General features: G+C 31.6%; 14 protein-coding genes. All 14 read left to right on the top strand.

The genetic code is table 11. From position 1 onward, the window contains the following. Positions 1 to 35: 35 nt before the first annotated feature. The 14 genes from yqfD to EHE19_RS12055 all read left to right on the top strand — a co-directional run bounded on the left by yqfD (position 36) and on the right by EHE19_RS12055 (position 19,313). Complete coding sequence (gene yqfD / locus EHE19_RS12120; protein WP_137698588.1) at positions 36 to 1,235, top strand: sporulation protein YqfD; 1,200 nt, start codon at positions 36 to 38, stop codon at positions 1,233 to 1,235. A gap of 54 nt (positions 1,236 to 1,289) precedes the next feature. Then, a complete protein-coding gene (locus EHE19_RS12115) occupies positions 1,290 to 2,249 on the top strand; it encodes a PhoH family protein (protein ID WP_483314006.1) in 960 nt (319 codons plus the stop codon). Between the two features lie 38 nt (positions 2,250 to 2,287). Further along, positions 2,288 to 4,537: an HD family phosphohydrolase gene (locus EHE19_RS12110; RefSeq protein WP_137698586.1), complete on the top strand. Its 2,250-nt coding sequence runs from the start codon at positions 2,288 to 2,290 to the stop codon at positions 4,535 to 4,537. Next, positions 4,524 to 5,012, top strand: coding sequence for an rRNA maturation RNase YbeY (gene ybeY, locus EHE19_RS12105; protein WP_137698585.1), 489 nt, complete (start codon positions 4,524 to 4,526; stop codon positions 5,010 to 5,012). The genes EHE19_RS12110 and ybeY overlap by 14 nt, the downstream gene beginning before the upstream one ends. Positions 5,013 to 5,167: 155 nt before the next feature. After that, entirely contained in the window at positions 5,168 to 5,548 is a 381-nt protein-coding gene (locus EHE19_RS12100; RefSeq protein WP_137698584.1) for a diacylglycerol kinase family protein, read from the top strand. A gap of 26 nt (positions 5,549 to 5,574) precedes the next feature. Continuing rightward, entirely contained in the window at positions 5,575 to 5,964 is a 390-nt protein-coding gene (gene cdd / locus EHE19_RS12095) for a cytidine deaminase (RefSeq protein ID WP_137698583.1), read from the top strand. A 193-nt stretch (positions 5,965 to 6,157) separates the two neighbouring features. Continuing rightward, on the top strand, positions 6,158 to 7,048 hold the full coding sequence (era, locus tag EHE19_RS12090) for a GTPase Era (RefSeq protein ID WP_137698582.1): 891 nt from the start codon (positions 6,158 to 6,160) through the stop codon (positions 7,046 to 7,048). 117 nt (positions 7,049 to 7,165) lie between these two features. Then, positions 7,166 to 7,300, top strand: a complete 135-nt coding sequence (locus tag EHE19_RS12085; protein ID WP_137698581.1) for a YqzL family protein — start codon at positions 7,166 to 7,168, stop codon at positions 7,298 to 7,300. Between the two features lie 545 nt (positions 7,301 to 7,845). Further along, positions 7,846 to 8,589, top strand: coding sequence for a DNA repair protein RecO (gene recO, locus EHE19_RS12080; RefSeq protein WP_137698580.1), 744 nt, complete (start codon positions 7,846 to 7,848; stop codon positions 8,587 to 8,589). A gap of 438 nt (positions 8,590 to 9,027) precedes the next feature. Further along, positions 9,028 to 10,488 (top strand): cardiolipin synthase, encoded by a 1,461-nt coding sequence (gene cls / locus EHE19_RS12075; protein ID WP_137698579.1) that lies wholly within the window; start codon positions 9,028 to 9,030, stop codon positions 10,486 to 10,488. A 399-nt stretch (positions 10,489 to 10,887) separates the two neighbouring features. Further along, positions 10,888 to 15,045, top strand: a complete 4,158-nt coding sequence (locus tag EHE19_RS12070; protein ID WP_137698578.1) for an InlB B-repeat-containing protein — start codon at positions 10,888 to 10,890, stop codon at positions 15,043 to 15,045. Continuing rightward, positions 15,038 to 15,187: a hypothetical protein gene (locus EHE19_RS12065; protein WP_171003618.1), complete on the top strand. Its 150-nt coding sequence runs from the start codon at positions 15,038 to 15,040 to the stop codon at positions 15,185 to 15,187. Before EHE19_RS12070 ends, EHE19_RS12065 begins: the two co-directional genes overlap by 8 nt. Before the next feature lie 573 nt (positions 15,188 to 15,760). Next, complete coding sequence (locus EHE19_RS12060) at positions 15,761 to 17,584, top strand: ABC transporter ATP-binding protein (protein ID WP_137698577.1); 1,824 nt, start codon at positions 15,761 to 15,763, stop codon at positions 17,582 to 17,584. Continuing rightward, complete coding sequence (locus EHE19_RS12055) at positions 17,577 to 19,313, top strand: ABC transporter ATP-binding protein (protein ID WP_137698576.1); 1,737 nt, start codon at positions 17,577 to 17,579, stop codon at positions 19,311 to 19,313. The genes EHE19_RS12060 and EHE19_RS12055 overlap by 8 nt, the downstream gene beginning before the upstream one ends. The last annotated feature ends 40 nt before the right edge of the window (positions 19,314 to 19,353 follow it).

Here is a 19,353-nt window from a genome sequence, read left to right as displayed (position 1 = left end):
GTAAAGTTACCAAGTTTCTTAAACTGGAGGGCAAAATGTTAATTTTGAGGTTATGGAATTATATTAGAGGATATGTTATTATTATTGTTGAAGGATATTTTTTAGAAAAATTTATAAATATATGTACTCATAGGCAAATAAGATTATGGAATGTTAAGTGGCAAAAAAACAGCAGTGTTAAAATGATGATTAGTGTTAAGGATTTCAAAATGCTTAGGCCTATTGCAAAGAAAACTAGGTGCAGAGTACATATTGTTATGAAAAAGGGACTGCCTTTTTTATTAAATAAATATAAAAACAGAAAAGCTTTTGTTATAGGTGCTGGAAGCTGTATCATAGTATTTTTCCTAATATCCTCGTTTATATGGGATGTATCAGTTGTTGGAAATAGCAGTGTACCAACTGAAGTCATAGTAGAGAAGCTAAATGACAATGGAGTTAAAATAGGTGCCTTGAAATATAGCATAAATCCTGAAGACGTAGTTGGTAATATGATGCTTGAATTAAATGACCTTGCTAGAATAAGTGTTTATATTCGTGGAACAAAGGTTCAAGTTGTTGTAAATGAAAGGGTAAAGCCACCAGATCTAATAAATAAAAATGTGCCATGTGATATTGTGGCTCTGAAAGAAGGTGTAATTTGTTCCATTGTTGCAAAAGAAGGTCTTGAAGCAGTCAAAGTAGGTGACACTGTTACAAAAGGGCAGCTGCTTATAACAGGAAGGATTGAGAATGCTAATTATCCGGAAGCTAGTCCCTTAATGGTTCATTCTATGGGGAGTGTTAAAGCAAGAACTTGGTATGAAGCTAGTGCGAAGGTAGAGCAAAAGCTTGAAAGAATCCAAAGGACGGGTTTGAAAAAAGAAAATTATTCAATTGTTCTTTTTACAAAAAAAATAAAACTATTTCATAGCAAAATCCCATATAAGAATTCAGAATATGTTGAAATTAAAAAAAAACTATGCATTGGTAAATATTTTGCATTACCAGTTGAATTTATTATAGATCAGCATTATGAATATAAAGTGGAGCACTATGAAATTGATACTGAAACTGCGGAGGAAATGGCAGCAGACAAAGCCATAGATTTGGCTAAGCAAAAAGTACCTAAAAACGCAAAAATAGTTAATACAAATATTTCTTTTGTCAATAATGACAATGGTGTGAGTATAGCTAAGGCAATAATCGAATGTATAGAAGATATCGGAGTGACACAGGAGATAGGAGGAATGTAATACTTGACAGAGAAAGTAGAAAAAAATATTGATTTTTATAGCATAGAATATGCAATGAATATTTTTGGTAATTACGATGAAAATATAAAAATTATTGAAGAAGCCTTTAATGTAAAGGTTGTAACTAGAGATACGTCAATAGCAATTAGCGGAGAAACAGAAAATGTTAATAAAGCTGAAGCAATTGTTACGAAGTTATTAGACATTGCAAAACGTGGAGAAAATATTACTAGGCAAAATGTACAGTATTTAGTAGGGCTTACAAACGAGAAACAAATAGAAAAGGCTGATGAACTTTTAGGCGATTATGTTTGTCTTACTGCAAAAGGAAGGCAGATAAAAAATAAGACACATGGACAAAAGCTGTATGTTGATGCAATGAAAAAAAATGATATTGTATTTGGAATAGGTCCTGCAGGTACAGGAAAGACTTTTCTAGCGGTTGCTATGGCAGTAAATGCTTTTAGAAATAAAGAGGTTGACAGAATTGTTCTTACAAGACCAGCGGTAGAAGCAGGTGAAAAGTTAGGGTTTTTGCCAGGAGATTTACAAAATAAAGTTGATCCATATTTAAGACCACTTTATGACGGACTTTACGAAATAATGGGAGCCGACCTTTATTTAAAATATCTTGAAAGAGGCATGATAGAGATTGCACCTCTTGCTTATATGAGAGGAAGAACTTTAGATAACTCGTTTATTATATTAGACGAAGCTCAGAACACTACACCAGAACAGATGAAGATGTTTTTAACAAGAATTGGATTTAATTCAAAAGCAGTAATAACAGGTGATATAACTCAAATAGACTTACCAGGTGACAAGAAATCTGGATTAAAAGAAGTAACTACTATTTTGAAAGATATAGATGGTATTGAGTTTTGTTACCTTACTCAAAAGGATGTAGTAAGACATGAACTGGTTCAGAAGATTATAATTGCATATGATAAATACTCTTTGAAAGAAGAGAAACAAAAGGAAGAGAAAAAAAAGGAAGATAGACAAAAGACTTAAGCTTAAGCTAATATACAACACTTACCTGGGGGTAGCAAATGAAAAAAGCTAAGAAAGGCGAAAATAAAATAAGTAAAATTACTAATAACTTTGCTGTTCAGCGTTCATTTATGGTAATTATTACTATATTAATTGCTTTTATTATAATTGAGACAGGTGCTCAACCAACAAAATATAAATTAAATTTAGGTGATGTCTCGTATGATGATATAACTGCGCCTAGAGATGTGATTAATGAAGTTTTAACTGAAGAAAATAGGATTTCTGCTAGAGATAATGTTGAGAATGTGACAAAAGAAGATTCAAAGGCATTTGTACAAGTTATATATAAGCAGGACGACTTTTTTAAGGCTATATCAAATGCTAGAACAAGTGTTGATAAAAGAATGAAGGAACTTGGATTATCTCAATATAGCAAAAGCTATAATGAGTATCTTAAAGAGGCTCGAAAAACAGCAGCAAATAGCTTAAGTGACAGATTAAATGATATGTCAATATCATTGTCACAGGCGCAAATTGAATATCTTATATCAACTGTTACAGATAGTGAATTAGAAGCTTTTGAAACTTTGACTAAACAGCTTATATCACGTTCTATGTCTGAGGTTATTACAGAGAGTAACATTGATATACATATTCAAAATTTGTTCAACAGCTATAAGAATGAGCAGGGTATAAATGACCAACTAAAAAGCATCGGAGAGCAGCTTTCTAAAAGTATTCTCAGAACCAATCAGATAGTTGATGAAGAGGCTACGGAGAAGAAAAGACAGGAAGCATATAATGATGAGGCTAATATTGTTAAGATTAAAAAGGGTTCAAGAATTATTAGCTTTGGCGATATAGTTACAATGGACAAGCTAAAGTTATTAGAGGAACTTAATCTTCTTGAAACAAAAAGCAGATATGATTATCTTTTTTCTCTTGGGATATTAGCAATTTTACTTTTTCTTGTTGGAATAGTTGCGATATTCTTAAGAAAATATAATAAAAAAATATACAAAAGCAGAAAAGAATTATTACTGTTATGCTTAATATCTGTTATCATTCTTCTTATTGCCAGATATTTATTTCCATATTATCATGGTTTACTTATTCCAGTTTTTGTAGGAACAATGCTTACTTCAATATTGCTCAATTTTGAACTTGCAGTAGTGATTAATTGTATTCTTACTGTTTGTATATCATTATTGCTTAGGGGTGACTATAAGTTTTTATACATGGGCTTAGTTTGTGGTGTAATATCAGCATTTATGGTTACTAAGGCACATCAACGCAGCAGATTGTCAATGAATGGGCTTTTGCTTGGACTAATAAATGCTGTATTTATAGTTTTTATAAATTTCATAGAAAAGAGCGATGCTACAACAATTCTTACTGAAAGCCTAGCAGTGTTTATTAATGGAATTGTTTCTATGGTATTAACAATTGGATTGCTTCCATTTTTAGAGAGTGCATTTGGAATTGTTACTCCATTAAAGCTTCTAGAATTATCCAACCCAAACCATCCTTTGCTTAAAAAGCTTCTTATGGAGGCACCGGGCACATATCATCATAGCCTTATGGTTGGAAATCTAGCAGAGGTGGCTGCAGAGGATTTGGGAGCTAACGCCCTTCTTGCAAGAGCAGGAGCATATTTTCACGATGTTGGAAAGCTTAAAAGACCGGATTTATTCACTGAAAATCAATTGTCAGAAAATCCCCATGAGAGAATGACACCAAATGTAAGTTCAGTTGTTATTACATCGCATACATCGGATGGTGTTGAAATAGCAACTAAGTATAAGCTGCCTTCTGTAATTAAAGACATAATAAAGCAACACCATGGAACAACGCTTGTAGCATATTTTTATTATAAAGCTATTAAATCAGAATCTGGTAATGAGGTTAAACAAGAGGATTACAGATATGAAGGGCCAAACCCACAGACTAGAGAAGCTGCAATAGTTATGCTTTCAGATTCTGTTGAAGCAGCAGTTAGATCAATGAGCAATAAAACTGAAGAAAAAATTGAAGCTTTAATAAGAAAAATAATTAAGGACAAGCTAGATGATGGCCAGTTAAATAAATGTCAGCTTACGTTGGCTGATTTAGATACAATAGCTAATTCCTTTATTAAGGTTCTTAGTGGCTATTTTCATGCACGTGAGCAATATCCAGATGTTAAAAATTTAGTGAAAAAAGATATTTTTATTGAAGAAAAGGGAGAGTATAATATAGAGCATATTAAAAATGAAGTTTCTGATGAAGCAAGAAAAGACGGAGGAAAGAAAGTTGATAATAATTGAAAATGAACAAGACAAGGTATCAATTGATGAGAATATTAATATACTCATTAAGAAGGTAATTGACATATGTATGAAAGCTGAAAATCTAGAGATGGAATATGAAGTAAGTGTGCTGATTGTAAATGACGAAGAGATACGATTAATAAACAAGGAGCATAGAGATATTGATAAATCTACTGACGTGCTATCTTTTCCGATGGCTGAATTTAAAAATGGAGAATTAATTTCTGATGAAGGGGATTATGATCTTGAGTCTGAGCAATTAATGCTAGGTGATATTATTATTTCAGCTGAAACAGCAAAGAGACAGGCAATGGAATATGGTCATAGCTTTGAGAGAGAAATAGCGTTTTTGACAGCTCATTCGTGTTTTCATTTATTAGGATATGATCATATGGAAGAAGCAGAAGAAAAGGTTATGTTTAGCAAGCAGGAAGCTGTTTTGAAGGAAGTAGGATTAACTAGGCTTCGATAGGCTTGCTAAAAGGTTTGATACATTATAATAACTTTATATTTGTTAGGCGAAAATTTACAATTCAACTTCAGTGCTAAGTATTGCTCTGTCAGGTTGAGGCTTTAGACAGTAAATTTTACCTAATTTTTCAGCCTGTTTTAGGTGTGGGGGATTATATGAAGAATAAAAATCTTATCGAAAGCTTTTTGAATGCCTCTCGAGGTGTATTATATACTATTGTAAAAGAAAGAAATATGAAAATTCATTTGGCTATGAGTTTTTTTGTGCTTTTGCTTGCAATATGGTTAGGTGTCAGCAAGGTTGAGTTTGCTATATTGTGCTTAACAGTTGCAATAGTTTTATGTTTTGAACTCATAAATACGGCAATGGAGGTAGTAGTTGATTTTATAGTAGATGTATATCATCCTAAAGCTAAGATAATAAAGGATGTTTCTGCCGGTGCTGTTTTTGTTTCGGCATTTTTTAGTATTATAATAGGTGTTGTAATAATGGGAGATAAATTAATGTTAAGATTAATAGATTATATAGGCAAATAGTAAATTACAGATAAAGGAGAAGAGTAATGACAGATAAAGAACTTATTGAGACCGCAAAAAAGGCACTAGAGAATGCATATGTTCCTTATTCGAAATTCAGAGTAGGTGCAGCTATTCTAACCAAAACAGGAAAAGTTTATACGGGATGTAATGTTGAAATAGCATCATTTGGTGCAACAAATTGCGCTGAAAGAACTGCTGTCTGGAAGGCCATATCAGAGGAAGGCAAAATTGAGATTGAGAAAATTGCAATTGCAAGTGATGATGATGACTATATTTATCCTTGTGGTATTTGCAGGCAAGTCATGGCGGAATTTGCAAATGACGACATGAAGCTTCTTTGTACAAATAAAGCAGGTGATTACAGAGAAATTCGTTTTGGAGATATATTACCTAATGCTTTCAGAAGTTTTTAAGGTTAAATATAAGAATATTGATTATTGGTGCAAACTGTTAATTATAGGAGTATTTATAGAACAGATTAAAACAAGAAATGGTAAGTGGCGTAATTTTTTTCATTGCAGGACTACCACTTGAGCTAAAATAACGTTTATGAACAAAAACATATTAACGTAACGCATGAAAAGTAATGGAGGAAACAAATAGAATATGGCATACAAATCAGGATTTATATCGGTTATAGGTAAACCAAATGTTGGAAAGTCAACGCTTTTAAATGCTTTAACCGGTGAAAAAATAGCAATAATGTCAAATAAACCGCAAACAACAAGAAATACAATTAGAGCTGTTATAACAAGTGATGAATATCAGCTTGTACTTATTGACACACCAGGTATTCATAGGCCTAAAACAAAATTGGGAGAATATATGGTAAATGTCGCTTCTGAAACAATCAAAGAAGTGGATTTGATTTTCTTTTTAGCTGAGGCTACTACTTCGCCTGAAAGTTTGGATATTAGCATTATTGAGCAGCTGAAAAAGGTAAAAACACCAGTTTTGCTAATTTTAAATAAAGTGGATATAGTTGAAAAGGAAAAGTTACTTGCTTTAATTGCTAGATACAATGAATTGATGGATTTTAAAGCCATTATACCTGTTTCTGCGTTAAAAAAAGATGGCTTGGATATTATTTTGGAAGAGGTGCTTAAATATATACCTGAGGGAGAAAAGTTTTTCCCAGAGGATACGTTAACTGACCAACCAGAAAAGATAATAGCTGCTGAAATGATAAGAGAAAAATTACTTCTTAATCTTGATGATGAAGTTCCTCATGGAGTTGGTGTTGAGGTTACGTCCTTTAAAGAGAGAAAAGATGGTCTGATTAATATTCAAGCAACTATTTATTGTGAGAAGAGTTCCCATAAGGGAATAATTATTGGAAAACAAGGTGTGATGCTTAAAAAAATAGGGGCTGCAGCGAGATTTGAAATAGAGCGGCTTTTAGATACAAAGGTTTTTTTAGAACTTTGGGTAAAAATAAAACCAGATTGGCGAAATAATGACAATATGCTAAAGGAACTTGGATATAAAAGAAAATAATAAATTTAATAATATATTAATTCAAAAATGGAAATGAATATTTATTTGTGTTTGTATACTATTGGACTATTTGAGAGAAAATATTTTTATAATATTGAATAAAAGGAGCTGACATTTATGCTAGTAGATTTTATTTGGAATGTTTTTAAATCAACTGGTAGTGTTGATTCTTATGTACTAATGAAGGAAATTGAGGAAAAGTACAAATCAGAAAAAACAGAAGATGTCGTTCAAGAAGAAATAAAAATTTAGCATAACTTAGTAGTCTGTAAATTATATACAGCCAACTTTAAATAGTTCATTTATTAGGCAGAAGTTTGAGTTTGATAGTTTATAAAACATATATAACTTGGCTTCTGCCTTTGTTTTGATTGGTTTTTGCCTAGTTTTTTAGTGCATAGATTCAAATAAATAATTTTTGAATTTTGCCAAGCGGTGTTTAGTTGAGGCGAGATATATTCTTAGCCTGAATAAAAAGAGGCATCCGCTATTTATAGACTGGATGAGAATTTTCTTGATTCGTTATAAGTGACATAAAAAATTAGGATTATTTCAGGCATAACGTTTGTACTTAAAATTCAATGCTGTCGGGATATCAATAGTCTGATAAGTGACGGTTTTACTTAGCAACTAACTAAGCGCGGTATTAAGTTCTGGAATATCAATGTTCCGATGAGTGAAAAATCACATTGTAAATTGACATATGAATGTTAGGGAAAAGATAGATAAAAAGTATAGATAAAAAGTATAGATAAAAAGATAGATGGTAGTATTACATTTTAGAATATGGTGGTTATATGGCATATGTGAATTATAAGGGGATAGTTTTAAAAGAAGTAAATACTGGGGAAGCTGACAAGATAATAACTGTTTTGACTGCTGAAGAAGGAAAGATATCTATAGCAGCAAAAAATGCTAGAAGAGCCAAAAATTCTCTGAGTTCAGGTACTCAACTGCTTTGTTATAGCAGTTATATGCTTTTTAAAGGCAAGGAACTTTATAACATGTCTAGCTGTGAGGTTATAGAATCAAATTATGAAATCAGAAATGACATTGTAAAGCTTACATACTGTTCTCATATACTGGAGCTTATTTCAGATAATGTACAAGAAGGTGAGCCAGCAGAAAGTGTTCTTCAGCTTCTGCTTAATACACTATATGTAATTTCCAAAACAAATCGCTCGTTAGAATTTGTAACCAGAGTATTTGAACTACGGTTAATGTCATTGCTAGGGTATGAACCTCATGTTATTAGCTGTATACACTGCAATAAAACTGATGATGAAAAAATGTTCTTTGATTTAGATAACTCGGGATTGGTATGCAGCGAATGTGTTAATAAAAGGGGAAGGATTTATCCATTGCTGCCTGGAACAGTTAAGGCTTTGAAATACATAATGCTTATTAATCCTCAAAAGCTTTATAGTTTCTCCCTTTCAGAAGAAAATATAAAAGAACTGAGCACAATTTCAAAGAAATACATAAAAGAGCATTTAGGTAAGGAATATAATAAATTGGACTATTTGAAATATTACAAGTAGAGACTGTTACAAAATTAGAAATAATATATTCAACCTTAACGAGTTTAAATAGTACGACGTAGCAATATATCTATTGCGTGCTCACGAAATTGACGCTGAAATAATTGCGGTGAACAACAAGCACTTCCGACGACTGTATTAAACTCGAAATCCTGTCTCGAGTTTATACTCAAAGATGCATCATGTAGCTTAGTCGGCTACAATACTTGCTCTTCACATACTATTTCTAGCATCAATTTCTAACCGAACTTTGCAATTATATATATATTATTACTTAGTACTATTTGCTAAAACATCAGTATACAATAAATTTCTTTCTTAAGCAGCCCCTTTCATTATAAGATTACAATAGTAATGAACGAAGAATATAAGTGCGAAAGTTGTACAACATAACAATATAGTATATTGGTATTTATTGAGTGAATTTATGGGGTGATTATGAAGCTAAGTTTATATACAATTATTTCAATAACAATAATTCTAATTAATATCCTATTAATAATAACAGCTGTTTTCATTGAAAGGAAAAAACCAGTAAATGCCTTAAGCTGGGTTTTGACTTTATCTTTACTGCCTTTAGCTGGATTCATACTGTACTTAATCTTTGGCAGGTCATATCATATTAAGAAAAAGAAATTTCTAATAAAATGCGATAGAAGTAAACAATACTGTCAAGAACTGCACAATACCTTAGATATTGCTTTTTATGATGAAACTAAATTTCATGAACCTTATGACAACAACATTAAGGAGTTAATTAAATTCAACATTAATACTTCACAGAGTACCTTTACAAATGATAATAAAGTAACTATTTTTACAAGCGCAGAAGAAAAATACGGAGAACTTTTAAAAGATATTTATGCTGCAAAATCATCAATTCATATTTTATATTTTATTATTCAAAATGATATTATTGGCAATAAAATTATAGCTGCATTAGCACAAAAAGCAAAAGAGGGGCTTGAGGTCAGAGTTTTATTTGATCACGGGGCAAAACTTTTGACTCCTTTAAAAACTTATAAACCCATAATAGAAAATGGCGGTGAGGTATTATGCTTTTTGTCAAATACAGTTAGTAATTATTTAAGAGTAAACTTTAGAAATCATCGCAAGGTTGTGATTATTGATGGGGGAATTGGATATATTGGCGGAATTAATATAGGAGATGAATATCTAGGATTAAATAAGAAAATATCACCATGGCGCGACACACATATGAAAATTATTGGGAGTAGTGTGCACTGCTTGCAGCTAAAATTTTTTGAGGATTGGATATATGCCTCAAAGAGTGATATGGAGTTTGTTGATACTGAGAAATATTTTATGCCTATAAATAAACAGAATTCAGGAAGTACAGGAATGCAGATCGTATCTAGCGGCCCCGACACGAAATATGAAGAGATAAAACGCAGTATGATTAAAATGGTTAATTCGGCTAAAAGGAGTATATTTATACAGACACCGTATTTTGTTCCTGACAGTACATTTTTAGAGGCGCTTCAAAATGCTGCGTTATCTGGAGTTAAGATTATAATTCAAATACCAAAAATACCTGATAAACCATATGTTTACAAGGCTACTATGGCTTTTGTGGCAGATGTAATTGATTATGGTATAAAAGTATATTTATATAAGGGATTTTTACATGCAAAGATGATGGTAATTGATGATGAATGTTGTACTATTGGAACTTCAAATATTGATGTGAGAAGCTTTTCATTAAACTTTGAGATAAATGCTTTTATGTATGGAAAAGAAATCTCACAGAGGTGCGCAAAAATATTTAATGAGGATTTGGAAATGTGTGAACTATTGTCAAAAGAAAAATATCAAAACAGAGGCTTTTTTATTAAGATACAGGAAAGTATTTTCAGATTGCTGTCACCAATACTGTAGGACCCACAATTTCAAACAAATATCTTTATAATTCATTTATCTAAGTTATACTTGCCAATAAGTTTAGACTATAAACCCAAAAATAAACTAAATAGTTGCAAAGAACCTCTATACACAGATGTATAGCTAATTTCATATAGATTAAATTCTTAGTTTAACTAGTTTATCACTGTAAGTGTGTCAGCAAAAAGAAAGTTGGGCTAAATTATAATCTATCGTAAAGGTGTGTTATCTGTTTGTTAAGAGGTTCTTTTTTATGCCACTAAAATATTACTTTATACAAGCTTACTCATGTAAGGAAATGGAGGGAAATATAGTAACATTAATATACAGATATATTGAGTATATAAATTATTGGAATTATAACTCATATATTTAAAAAAATAGGAGGGATTAAAAATGAGCAAAAGGGTTTTCAAATCAATAGTTATATTGCTATTTCTAATTATTACTGTTTTTGCTGTCAATGTAAATACAGTATATGCGGCAAATATAACTGTAGGTGATATTACTTATAATGAAAATGATTTTACCAAGCTTAGAACATTTTTAAACCAGAACTCTGCTGTTACAGGAGTTACCAATGGAAAAGCGATAAATGCAGGGTATGATGAAAATAATCCTGCTACCTGGTCAGGGATTACGTGGACAGACGATGAAGTCAAGCGTATAAAAACAATAACATGGGATACTAAGTCTTTAGCTGGTAATTTGGACTTGAGCGGTGCAACCTCAATGACAAGTCTTGTGTGCAGTAATAACAAGCTTACATCTCTAAATGTATCTGGGAATACTGCTATGACTATCCTTAGCTGTTTCTCAAATCAACTCACTGATTTGAATTTAAGTACTAATAAAAAGCTTGTAGCAGTAAATTGCAGCTTCAATAAACTTACAAATATAGATGTAAGCAAAAATACATCACTGACCAATTTGTGCTGCTATTCAAATGATATAGCTAAGCTGGATATAAGCAAAAATACAGCCCTTACATATTTTGATTGCAATACAAATAAAATAACAGAACTTGATGTTAGTAATAATAAAAAGTTGAGTACGTTTTTGTGTTATTCCAATCTATTAACTGAATTGGATTTAATCAATAACACACAGCTAACTTCTCTAGATTGTCATTCAAATAAACTAGGTCAGCTTAATGTAGATGCTTGTACAAAGCTTATCACATTAAATTGCAGTTCTAATCAATTAATTGAACTAGATTTGAGCAAGAATACAAAAGTAACTAATTTTAGTTGCTCTGACAATAAATTAACAAAAATTAAATTAATATTATCTAATAATAGTATTAATTTGAAATCTCATGGTAATGGATATGTTGAGTTTTTCATAGACAGTTCAAAAAAACAAGCAATAGCAGTTCCTTTTGAGAATGGTACAGGTGTAAGCTGGGAAGATACAGACAAGGGAGTACAACTTTCAAATTCTTATACATACAATCTCACAGCAGGACGGACATATAATCTGCAAGCTAACTTTGCTCAAAACGTGACATTTAACTCACAAGGCGGAAGTGAAGTAGCAGCTATAACTGCAAATTATAACAGCACAATAACAGCACCAGCTATACCCATAAAGGATGGATATATTTTTGATGGCTGGTACAAAGAGGCTAATTGCATAAATAAATGGGATTTTGCAGCTGATAGGGTTACAGCCGAAATAACACTATATGCTAAGTGGCAGCAAATAAGTACAGAGACCATAATAATAAATGGTGTTACTTACAATAGTAATGACTATACTAAGCTTAAAGCATTTTTAAATCAAGAGTCTGCACAAAAAGGGACTAGTAATGGGAAACAGCTTAATAATGCTTATGATGAGAATAATCCTTCCACTTGGACAGGAGTTACTTGGACTGATGGAACAATAAAACAAATAAAAACTATATACTGGTCTTATAAGAATTTAAATGGCAGGCTGGATTTAAGCGGAGCTGCAGGATTGACTAGCTTAAAGTGTTATGGAAATAAAATTACTGAACTCATTACAACAGATGATACAAAACTTACATATATAGACTGCGGTAAAAATATGTTAAGTAGTATTGATATTAGTAATAATACAGCTCTAACTTATTTGGATTGTTCATATAATGAACTGAAATATTTAGATGTAAATTCAAATAAAGAGTTGACTGAGCTTTATTGTAACAGTAATGATTTGATTTCTTTAGATGTAAGCGAAAATGAAAAACTTACAAAATTAAATTGTGAATACAATGAACTTATTAGCCTTGATACCAGTGGAAGTCCAAAATTAAGATACCTTTCATGTTCTGAAAACAATTTGACGAGTTTAGATATCAGTAAAAATATAAATTTATTTTCAATTAAGTGTTCTTATAATCAATTAACAGAGGTGGATATAAGTAATAACTTACTTTTAGGAGAAATTGAAATATATGGCTACAATTTAAAAAAATTTAAATCAGAATTAAACAGTAAATATTTTTATAAAAGCCTTAACGCAATTGCTAATGGAAATGGCTATTTGTACATATCTAATCATCCAGTATCTGGTGAAATTTTATTAGAAGCAATTCCAATGAAAGGGAACTCTTTTGCAAACTGGACTGATCCCGTTAATAATTCCATAGTATCAGTGAAAAATACATTTAGAGATTGGAAACCAGATTTATCCTATAATTTACAAGCAAACTTTTCTCAAAATGTTATATTCAATTCACAAGGGGGAAGTGAAGTAGAAGTTAAAATAGTAAATTATAATAATACAGTGGAGGAACCACAAATACCAACATATGAGGGATATATTTTTGACGGCTGGTATAAAGAGGCGGATTGCATAAACAAATGGGACTTTACGACGGATAGGGTTACATCAGAAACAATCTTGTATGCTAAATGGATATCTAAAGAAATACTGTACACAGTTACTTTCAATTCAAATGGTGGAAGTGCTGTACCAAATATCAGCAATATTAATTATGGAGAAAGTATCACAGCACCTGATACTCCAACTAGAGATGGATATGATTTTTTAGGTTGGTTCAAAGATTCAAATTACAAAAATGCATGGGATTTTTCTAAGGATGTAGTTAAAGATAATATAACTCTATATGCTAAGTGGATAGATAGCGGAAAGACCTATACAGTAAAGTTCAATGTAGATGGAAACATCGTATCAGAAATAAATAATATTAAATATGGAGATACTATTACAGCACCTTTACCTCCAATTAAGAATGGATTTAAGTTTAAGGGCTGGTATAAAGATAGCGCGTTATTGGATGATTGGGATTTTACGAAAGATGTAGTTAAAGAGAATATAACACTATATGCTAAGTGGGCAGCAGAAGAAATATTATATACAGTAACATTTGTAGATGGTGATAGTACATATTTTGTAATCAAAAATGTTAAAGCTGGAAGTACTATTGATGAACCTACTGCTCCAACTAAAGAGAATTTTGCTTTTATTGGCTGGTATAAAGAAGTTGATAATAATAAAGAATGGGATTTTATAAGGGATAAAGTTACCTCAGATACGATATTATATGCTAAGTGGCTACCATCTGCAGATGTAACTATTAATGGTATTACATATAACGGAAATGATTATAATAAGTTAAGAGCATTTTTAAATCAGGAATCTGCTGTGGCAGGAAAAAATAATGGACAAATGATTAATACAGATTATGATGAGAATGACCCTACTACATGGACAGGAGTTTCTTGGTGCCCTGGTTATTTTGACAATAATGAGGTAAGTTATATTAAAGAAATATCATGGGAATCAAAATCATTAGCCGGTAAGTTAGATTTAAGTGGAGCAAAATATCTAGAAAAGCTGAACTGTTCATCAAATCAGATTGTTGAATTAGATTTAGGTGGGGCTGAAAGGATGCTGAAACTAAACTGCTCATCAAATCAATTGGCTATACTGGATGTTAGTGGAGCTAATTGGTTGTATTCAATAGACTGCTCTTACAATCATATAAATAAGCTTGATTTAAGTAGCATTATTGATATTAGCTTAAATTGTTCTTCAAATGATATGAGTGAGTTGTACATAGAGGGGTGGGTATATTCTTTAAAATGTAGTGGAAATAAATTCTCTAGAATTAATTTGAAATATTATTATTTAGACCTTATTTCTAGTGGTAATGGATATATGGATATAAACTATGAATATGCAAAGTATGCAAATGTATCTGCAATCCCTAATTCAGGATATTCATTTGTAAACTGGACGGACACACGTACAGGTAATCAAGTTTCAAGTGCTGCTACAATTTATATTTCTGAATATGATTTAGAGATGAATTATTCTGAATACACAGCTAACTTTACTCAGAAAGTAATATTTGATTCACAAGGAGGCAGCGAAGTAGAGGCTGCAACTGTAAATTATAATAGTACAATAAAAGCACCAAATCCTCCTACATATGAAGGTTATATATTTAAGGGATGGTACAAAGAGCCTGATTGTATAAACCCATGGAATTTCACTAATGATGTAGTAAAAGAGAATATAACACTATATGCCAAATGGGATGTTGCAGATTTTGCTTAATAAGCAGAAAAGCTATATTAATGAAGATGTGGATTTGTTGCTGATACTGGCTAAAACTTATAAAACAGGATTTAATGCAAATGTGGACAGTATGTTTTTAGTAATAAGTAATGTTACATCTGGCAGTGCTTTCAGTATATAAACTATTACTGCAAAGGAGGGATATACCTTTTTAGATTAGTACAGGTACGAAAATTGTACAGAACCATTGGATTTTGCGGTAGATGCTGCTATTGCAGACATAAAATTATATGCCAAGCGGTTATGAATATTTACAATCTGATCATAAGTTTTAAAATCGTAAGGTTTATAATTTTGACTAAAAAATAATACAAAAGACTAAAAAGAACCTCTGTACTGGTTGTTTAGAGGTTCTTTTTAGTTATATATAAGTATATAGAGGAAATTTTTCTATAATAGTATTCTATAATTTTATTCTATAATCGTAAAAATTTATTTTGATTCTAGGCGTTTTATTGAAACTAACTTTTAATAAATATATCACATTATATAGAATTTTTTGTTATACTATTCTATGCAGAATTGAAATACTAATTACATATTACATAAGTTTGCTGAAATGGAGCGTGGGAGGTTTGTATTTTAAAAATATTTGCAAGCTTGGCTTCATTACTACAAATATGGCTATTTAAGATGTGATTCCGCATTTTAAGTCAATTATTATAATATAGGGATTGTAGGAGGTTTTTTCTCGTTGTTTAAGTTAGTTAAGTATTTAAAGCCATACTTAAAGCAAGTAACTTTAGGACCTGCTTTTAAGCTGTTTGAAGCTATATTAGAGTTGCTTATACCATTAATGATGGCAAAGTTAATTGATAATGGAGTAAGAGCAAATAATTCATCATACATTTATATGATGGGCGGATTGATGGTAATAACAGCAATAACAGGTGCTTGTTCTGCATATATTTGTCAATATTATGCATCAATAGCATCGCAGGGCTTTGGAACTACAATGAGAAATTTGCTGTTTAAGAGAGTCCAAAGCTTTTCGTTAAATGAGATAGATAAAATTGGCGTACCTTCGTTAATAAATAGAATAACAAGTGATGTTAATCAGCTGCAATTTGCTGTTGCTATGCTTATACGGCTTGTTGTAAGGGTGCCGTTTTTATGTATTGGCGGTTTAATTATGGCCATGCTTATAAATTTGAAGCTTTCTTTAATATTGTTGGTTATAATGCCTATTTTTTTGGTTTTTATTTATATTATAATGTCACGTACAGTACCCCTTTATAAAGCTGTGCAAAAAAAGCTGGATACACTTTCTGTTATTATTAGGGAAAATTTATCAGGAGTCAGAGTCATAAGGGCTTTTGCAAGATTGGACAAGGAAAGAGAGCGTTTTGTTAAAAGTAATAAAGAATATGCTGAGGCTTCCATTAGCGTTGGGAGGATTTCTGCATTGTTAAATCCTGTGACTACAGTTGTTGTGAACCTTGGGATTGCTGCCATACTTTGGTTTGGAGGAATAGAGGTTTATAAAGGGAGTATGACACAGGGTGAAGTAATAGCCTATATAAACTATGTAAATATGATATTGTCTGCTTTAATAGTTTTAGCAAATTTAGTGGTAACCTTTACGAAGGCAGCAGCCTCTGCTAATAGGGTTAACGAAATACTTGAGTTAGAACCGTCAATTGTGGATAAGGCTGATTTTTCTGAAAGTATAATAAACAGTGATTATGATTTGGAAACTGAGAAGTCAATTAAAAATAGTAGTACAAAAGTAAAAGCTTCAAACCAGTTGAAGAGCGAAGAAGATGAAAAACCAATAATTCAATTCAAAAATGTAAGCTTTTCATATTCTGAATCATCAGAATATGCACTTAAAAATATTTCATTAGAGATAAATAAAGGTCAAAGGGTTGGAATTATTGGTTCAACTGGTGCAGGAAAGTCAACCCTAGTAAATTTAATTATTAGATTTTATGATACAACAGAAGGCTCTGTGTACGTTGAAGGAAGAAATGTTAAAGACTATACTCAAAAAGAACTAAGAGATAAAATCGGTTTAGTACCTCAAAAGTCTGTTTTATTTTCAGGTACAATTGAGGATAACCTAAGATGGGGGAACAAGGAGGCTTCTCAGGAGGAAATTGAAGAAGCGGCTAGAATAGCTCAAGCCTATGATTTTATAGTTAAGAAAGAAGAGGGCTTTAAATCAATGATTTCTCAGGGGGGAGCAAATCTTTCAGGTGGTCAGAAGCAAAGACTGGCAATAGCCCGTGCTATTGTGAAAAAGCCAGAAATATTGATTTTAGATGATAGTATGAGTGCATTAGATTATGCTACTGATGCAGCATTTAGAAAAATGCTGTCAGAGAAACTAAGTGATAAAACTATCATTATGGTTACTCAGAGGGTATCAACTATTAAAAATGCAGATTTAATTATTGTTTTAGATGACGGTGAAATTGTTGGTATGGGTAATAATGATTATCTCCTTGAGAATTGTTTAGTATATCAAGAAATATATAATTCTCAAGATGAAGAAAAGGAGGCTCAAAATGAATAATAATATAATAAAACGCCTCTTAAAATATATTTTAAACAACAAGCTATATGTATTTGGAGCACTAGTTTGTGCAGCTTTTAGTAATGTTCTTATGATAGTAGGGCCCTTTATTATAGGAAAGGGTGTTGACAATATCATTGACATGGGAAATGTTAATTTTGAGAGAGTAAAGTACTATGCTTTTATTGTAATTGGACTTTATTTAATTAGTGCTGCTTTTCAATGGAGTTTGCAGGTTTTGACCAGCAAGTTGTCAAATAAAACTGTTGAAGAAATTAGAAGCAATTTATTTGAACATGTTACAAAGATGCCATTAAAATTTTTTGATTCAAATTCTCATGGAGATATAATGGCTAGATTGACAGGAGACATAGAAAATATATCCGAGGGTATTTATCAATCTGTTACGCAGTTTATAACAGGAATTATATCAATTGTAGGTTCGCTGGTTTTTATGTTTATTTTAAATCCTGTTATTACGCTTGTTGTAATTATAATGACACCTATTACTTTTATTATTGCGGCATTTATAACAAGGAAATCATCAAAAATGTTTTCTGCTCAATCTAAGCTAAATGGCGAATTAAATGGATATATAGAAGAGATAATAAGCAATCAGAATGTGGTAAAGGCATTTAATTTTGAGAAATCTTCAATGGAGAGATTTGAAGAAATAAATAATAAGTTGTATAATAGTGGTAGATGGGCACAATTTTATTCGTCGCTTGTAAATCCTTCAACACGTTTAGTAAATAATATTACTTATGTTTTACTCGGAATGACTGGTGGAATTGCTTCTCTAGCAGGTCGTTTAAGCATAGGATATATTTCAAGCTTTTTGACATATTCCACATATTTTTCTCAGCCAATAAATAATATTACAAGTGTAACCACTCAGCTTCAATCAGCAATAGCTTCAGCGAAAAGGGTATTTACTATAATGGATAGTGATATTGAAATAGAGCAAAGCATAGATGATATTGAGCTAAAGGACACAGAAGGTAATGTTTGTTTTGAGGATATAACTTTTTCCTATAATCCACAAATACCGTTAATCAAGAATTTTAGCCTGAAGGTTAATAAAGGCTCAAGAATTGCTATTGTTGGTCCAACTGGTGCAGGTAAAACAACTTTGGTAAATCTTCTTATGCGTTTTTATGATGTAAATAGTGGGAATATATATATTGACAACATTAATATAAATAAAATATCAAAGGATAGCTTAAGAAAATCTTTTGGTATGGTATTGCAGGATACTTGGCTCTTTAAGGGTACGGTAAGAGAGAATATTTCATATGGAAAACCAGAGGCATCTATCGAAGAAATAATTAATGCTGCTAAGGCAGCTAATGCACATAATTTTATAAAGAGGCTTCCGAAAGGCTATGACACAGAACTTACAGAAGGTGCAGGCAATTTGTCTCAAGGGCAGAAGCAACTTATTACCATAGCAAGAGTAATGCTAGTACTGCCATCAATGCTTATTCTAGACGAAGCAACCAGCAGTGTAGACACAAGAACAGAACTAAATATTCAAAAAGCTTTTCTCAGAATGATGGAGGGACGAACTAGCTTTATAATTGCCCATAGACTTTCAACAATTAGGGAGGCAGACCTAATACTAGTACTTAATAATGGACAGATTGTGGAACAGGGAAACCATGAGCAATTACTAAAAAAAGGAGGATTTTACTCTAACTTGTATTACAGCCAATATGATAATCAGTAGTTGGCGATAGTGAAAATAAAAGTTACTTAATTTTAGCTTT

The sequence above is a fragment of the Ruminiclostridium herbifermentans genome (assembly GCF_005473905.2).
Classification (GTDB): domain Bacteria; phylum Bacillota; class Clostridia; order Acetivibrionales; family DSM-1351; genus Ruminiclostridium; species Ruminiclostridium herbifermentans.
The sequence above is the reverse complement of the archived record's forward strand: the minus strand, read 5'-3'. Positions and strand labels throughout refer to the sequence as shown.

Coding starts and splice junctions, on each gene's coding strand:
- EHE19_RS12055 (WP_137698576.1), top strand. CDS start 17,577: ATGAATAATAATATAATAAAACGCCTCTTAAAATATATTTTAAACAAC.
- EHE19_RS12085 (WP_137698581.1), top strand. CDS start 7,166: ATGCTAGTAGATTTTATTTGGAATGTTTTTAAATCAACTGGTAGTGTT.
- EHE19_RS12070 (WP_137698578.1), top strand. CDS start 10,888: ATGAGCAAAAGGGTTTTCAAATCAATAGTTATATTGCTATTTCTAATT.
- cls (WP_137698579.1), top strand. CDS start 9,028: ATGAAGCTAAGTTTATATACAATTATTTCAATAACAATAATTCTAATT.
- era (WP_137698582.1), top strand. CDS start 6,158: ATGGCATACAAATCAGGATTTATATCGGTTATAGGTAAACCAAATGTT.
- yqfD (WP_137698588.1), top strand. CDS start 36: ATGTTAATTTTGAGGTTATGGAATTATATTAGAGGATATGTTATTATT.
- cdd (WP_137698583.1), top strand. CDS start 5,575: ATGACAGATAAAGAACTTATTGAGACCGCAAAAAAGGCACTAGAGAAT.
- EHE19_RS12110 (WP_137698586.1), top strand. CDS start 2,288: ATGAAAAAAGCTAAGAAAGGCGAAAATAAAATAAGTAAAATTACTAAT.
- EHE19_RS12115 (WP_483314006.1), top strand. CDS start 1,290: ATGAATATTTTTGGTAATTACGATGAAAATATAAAAATTATTGAAGAA.
- recO (WP_137698580.1), top strand. CDS start 7,846: ATGGCATATGTGAATTATAAGGGGATAGTTTTAAAAGAAGTAAATACT.
- EHE19_RS12100 (WP_137698584.1), top strand. CDS start 5,168: ATGAAGAATAAAAATCTTATCGAAAGCTTTTTGAATGCCTCTCGAGGT.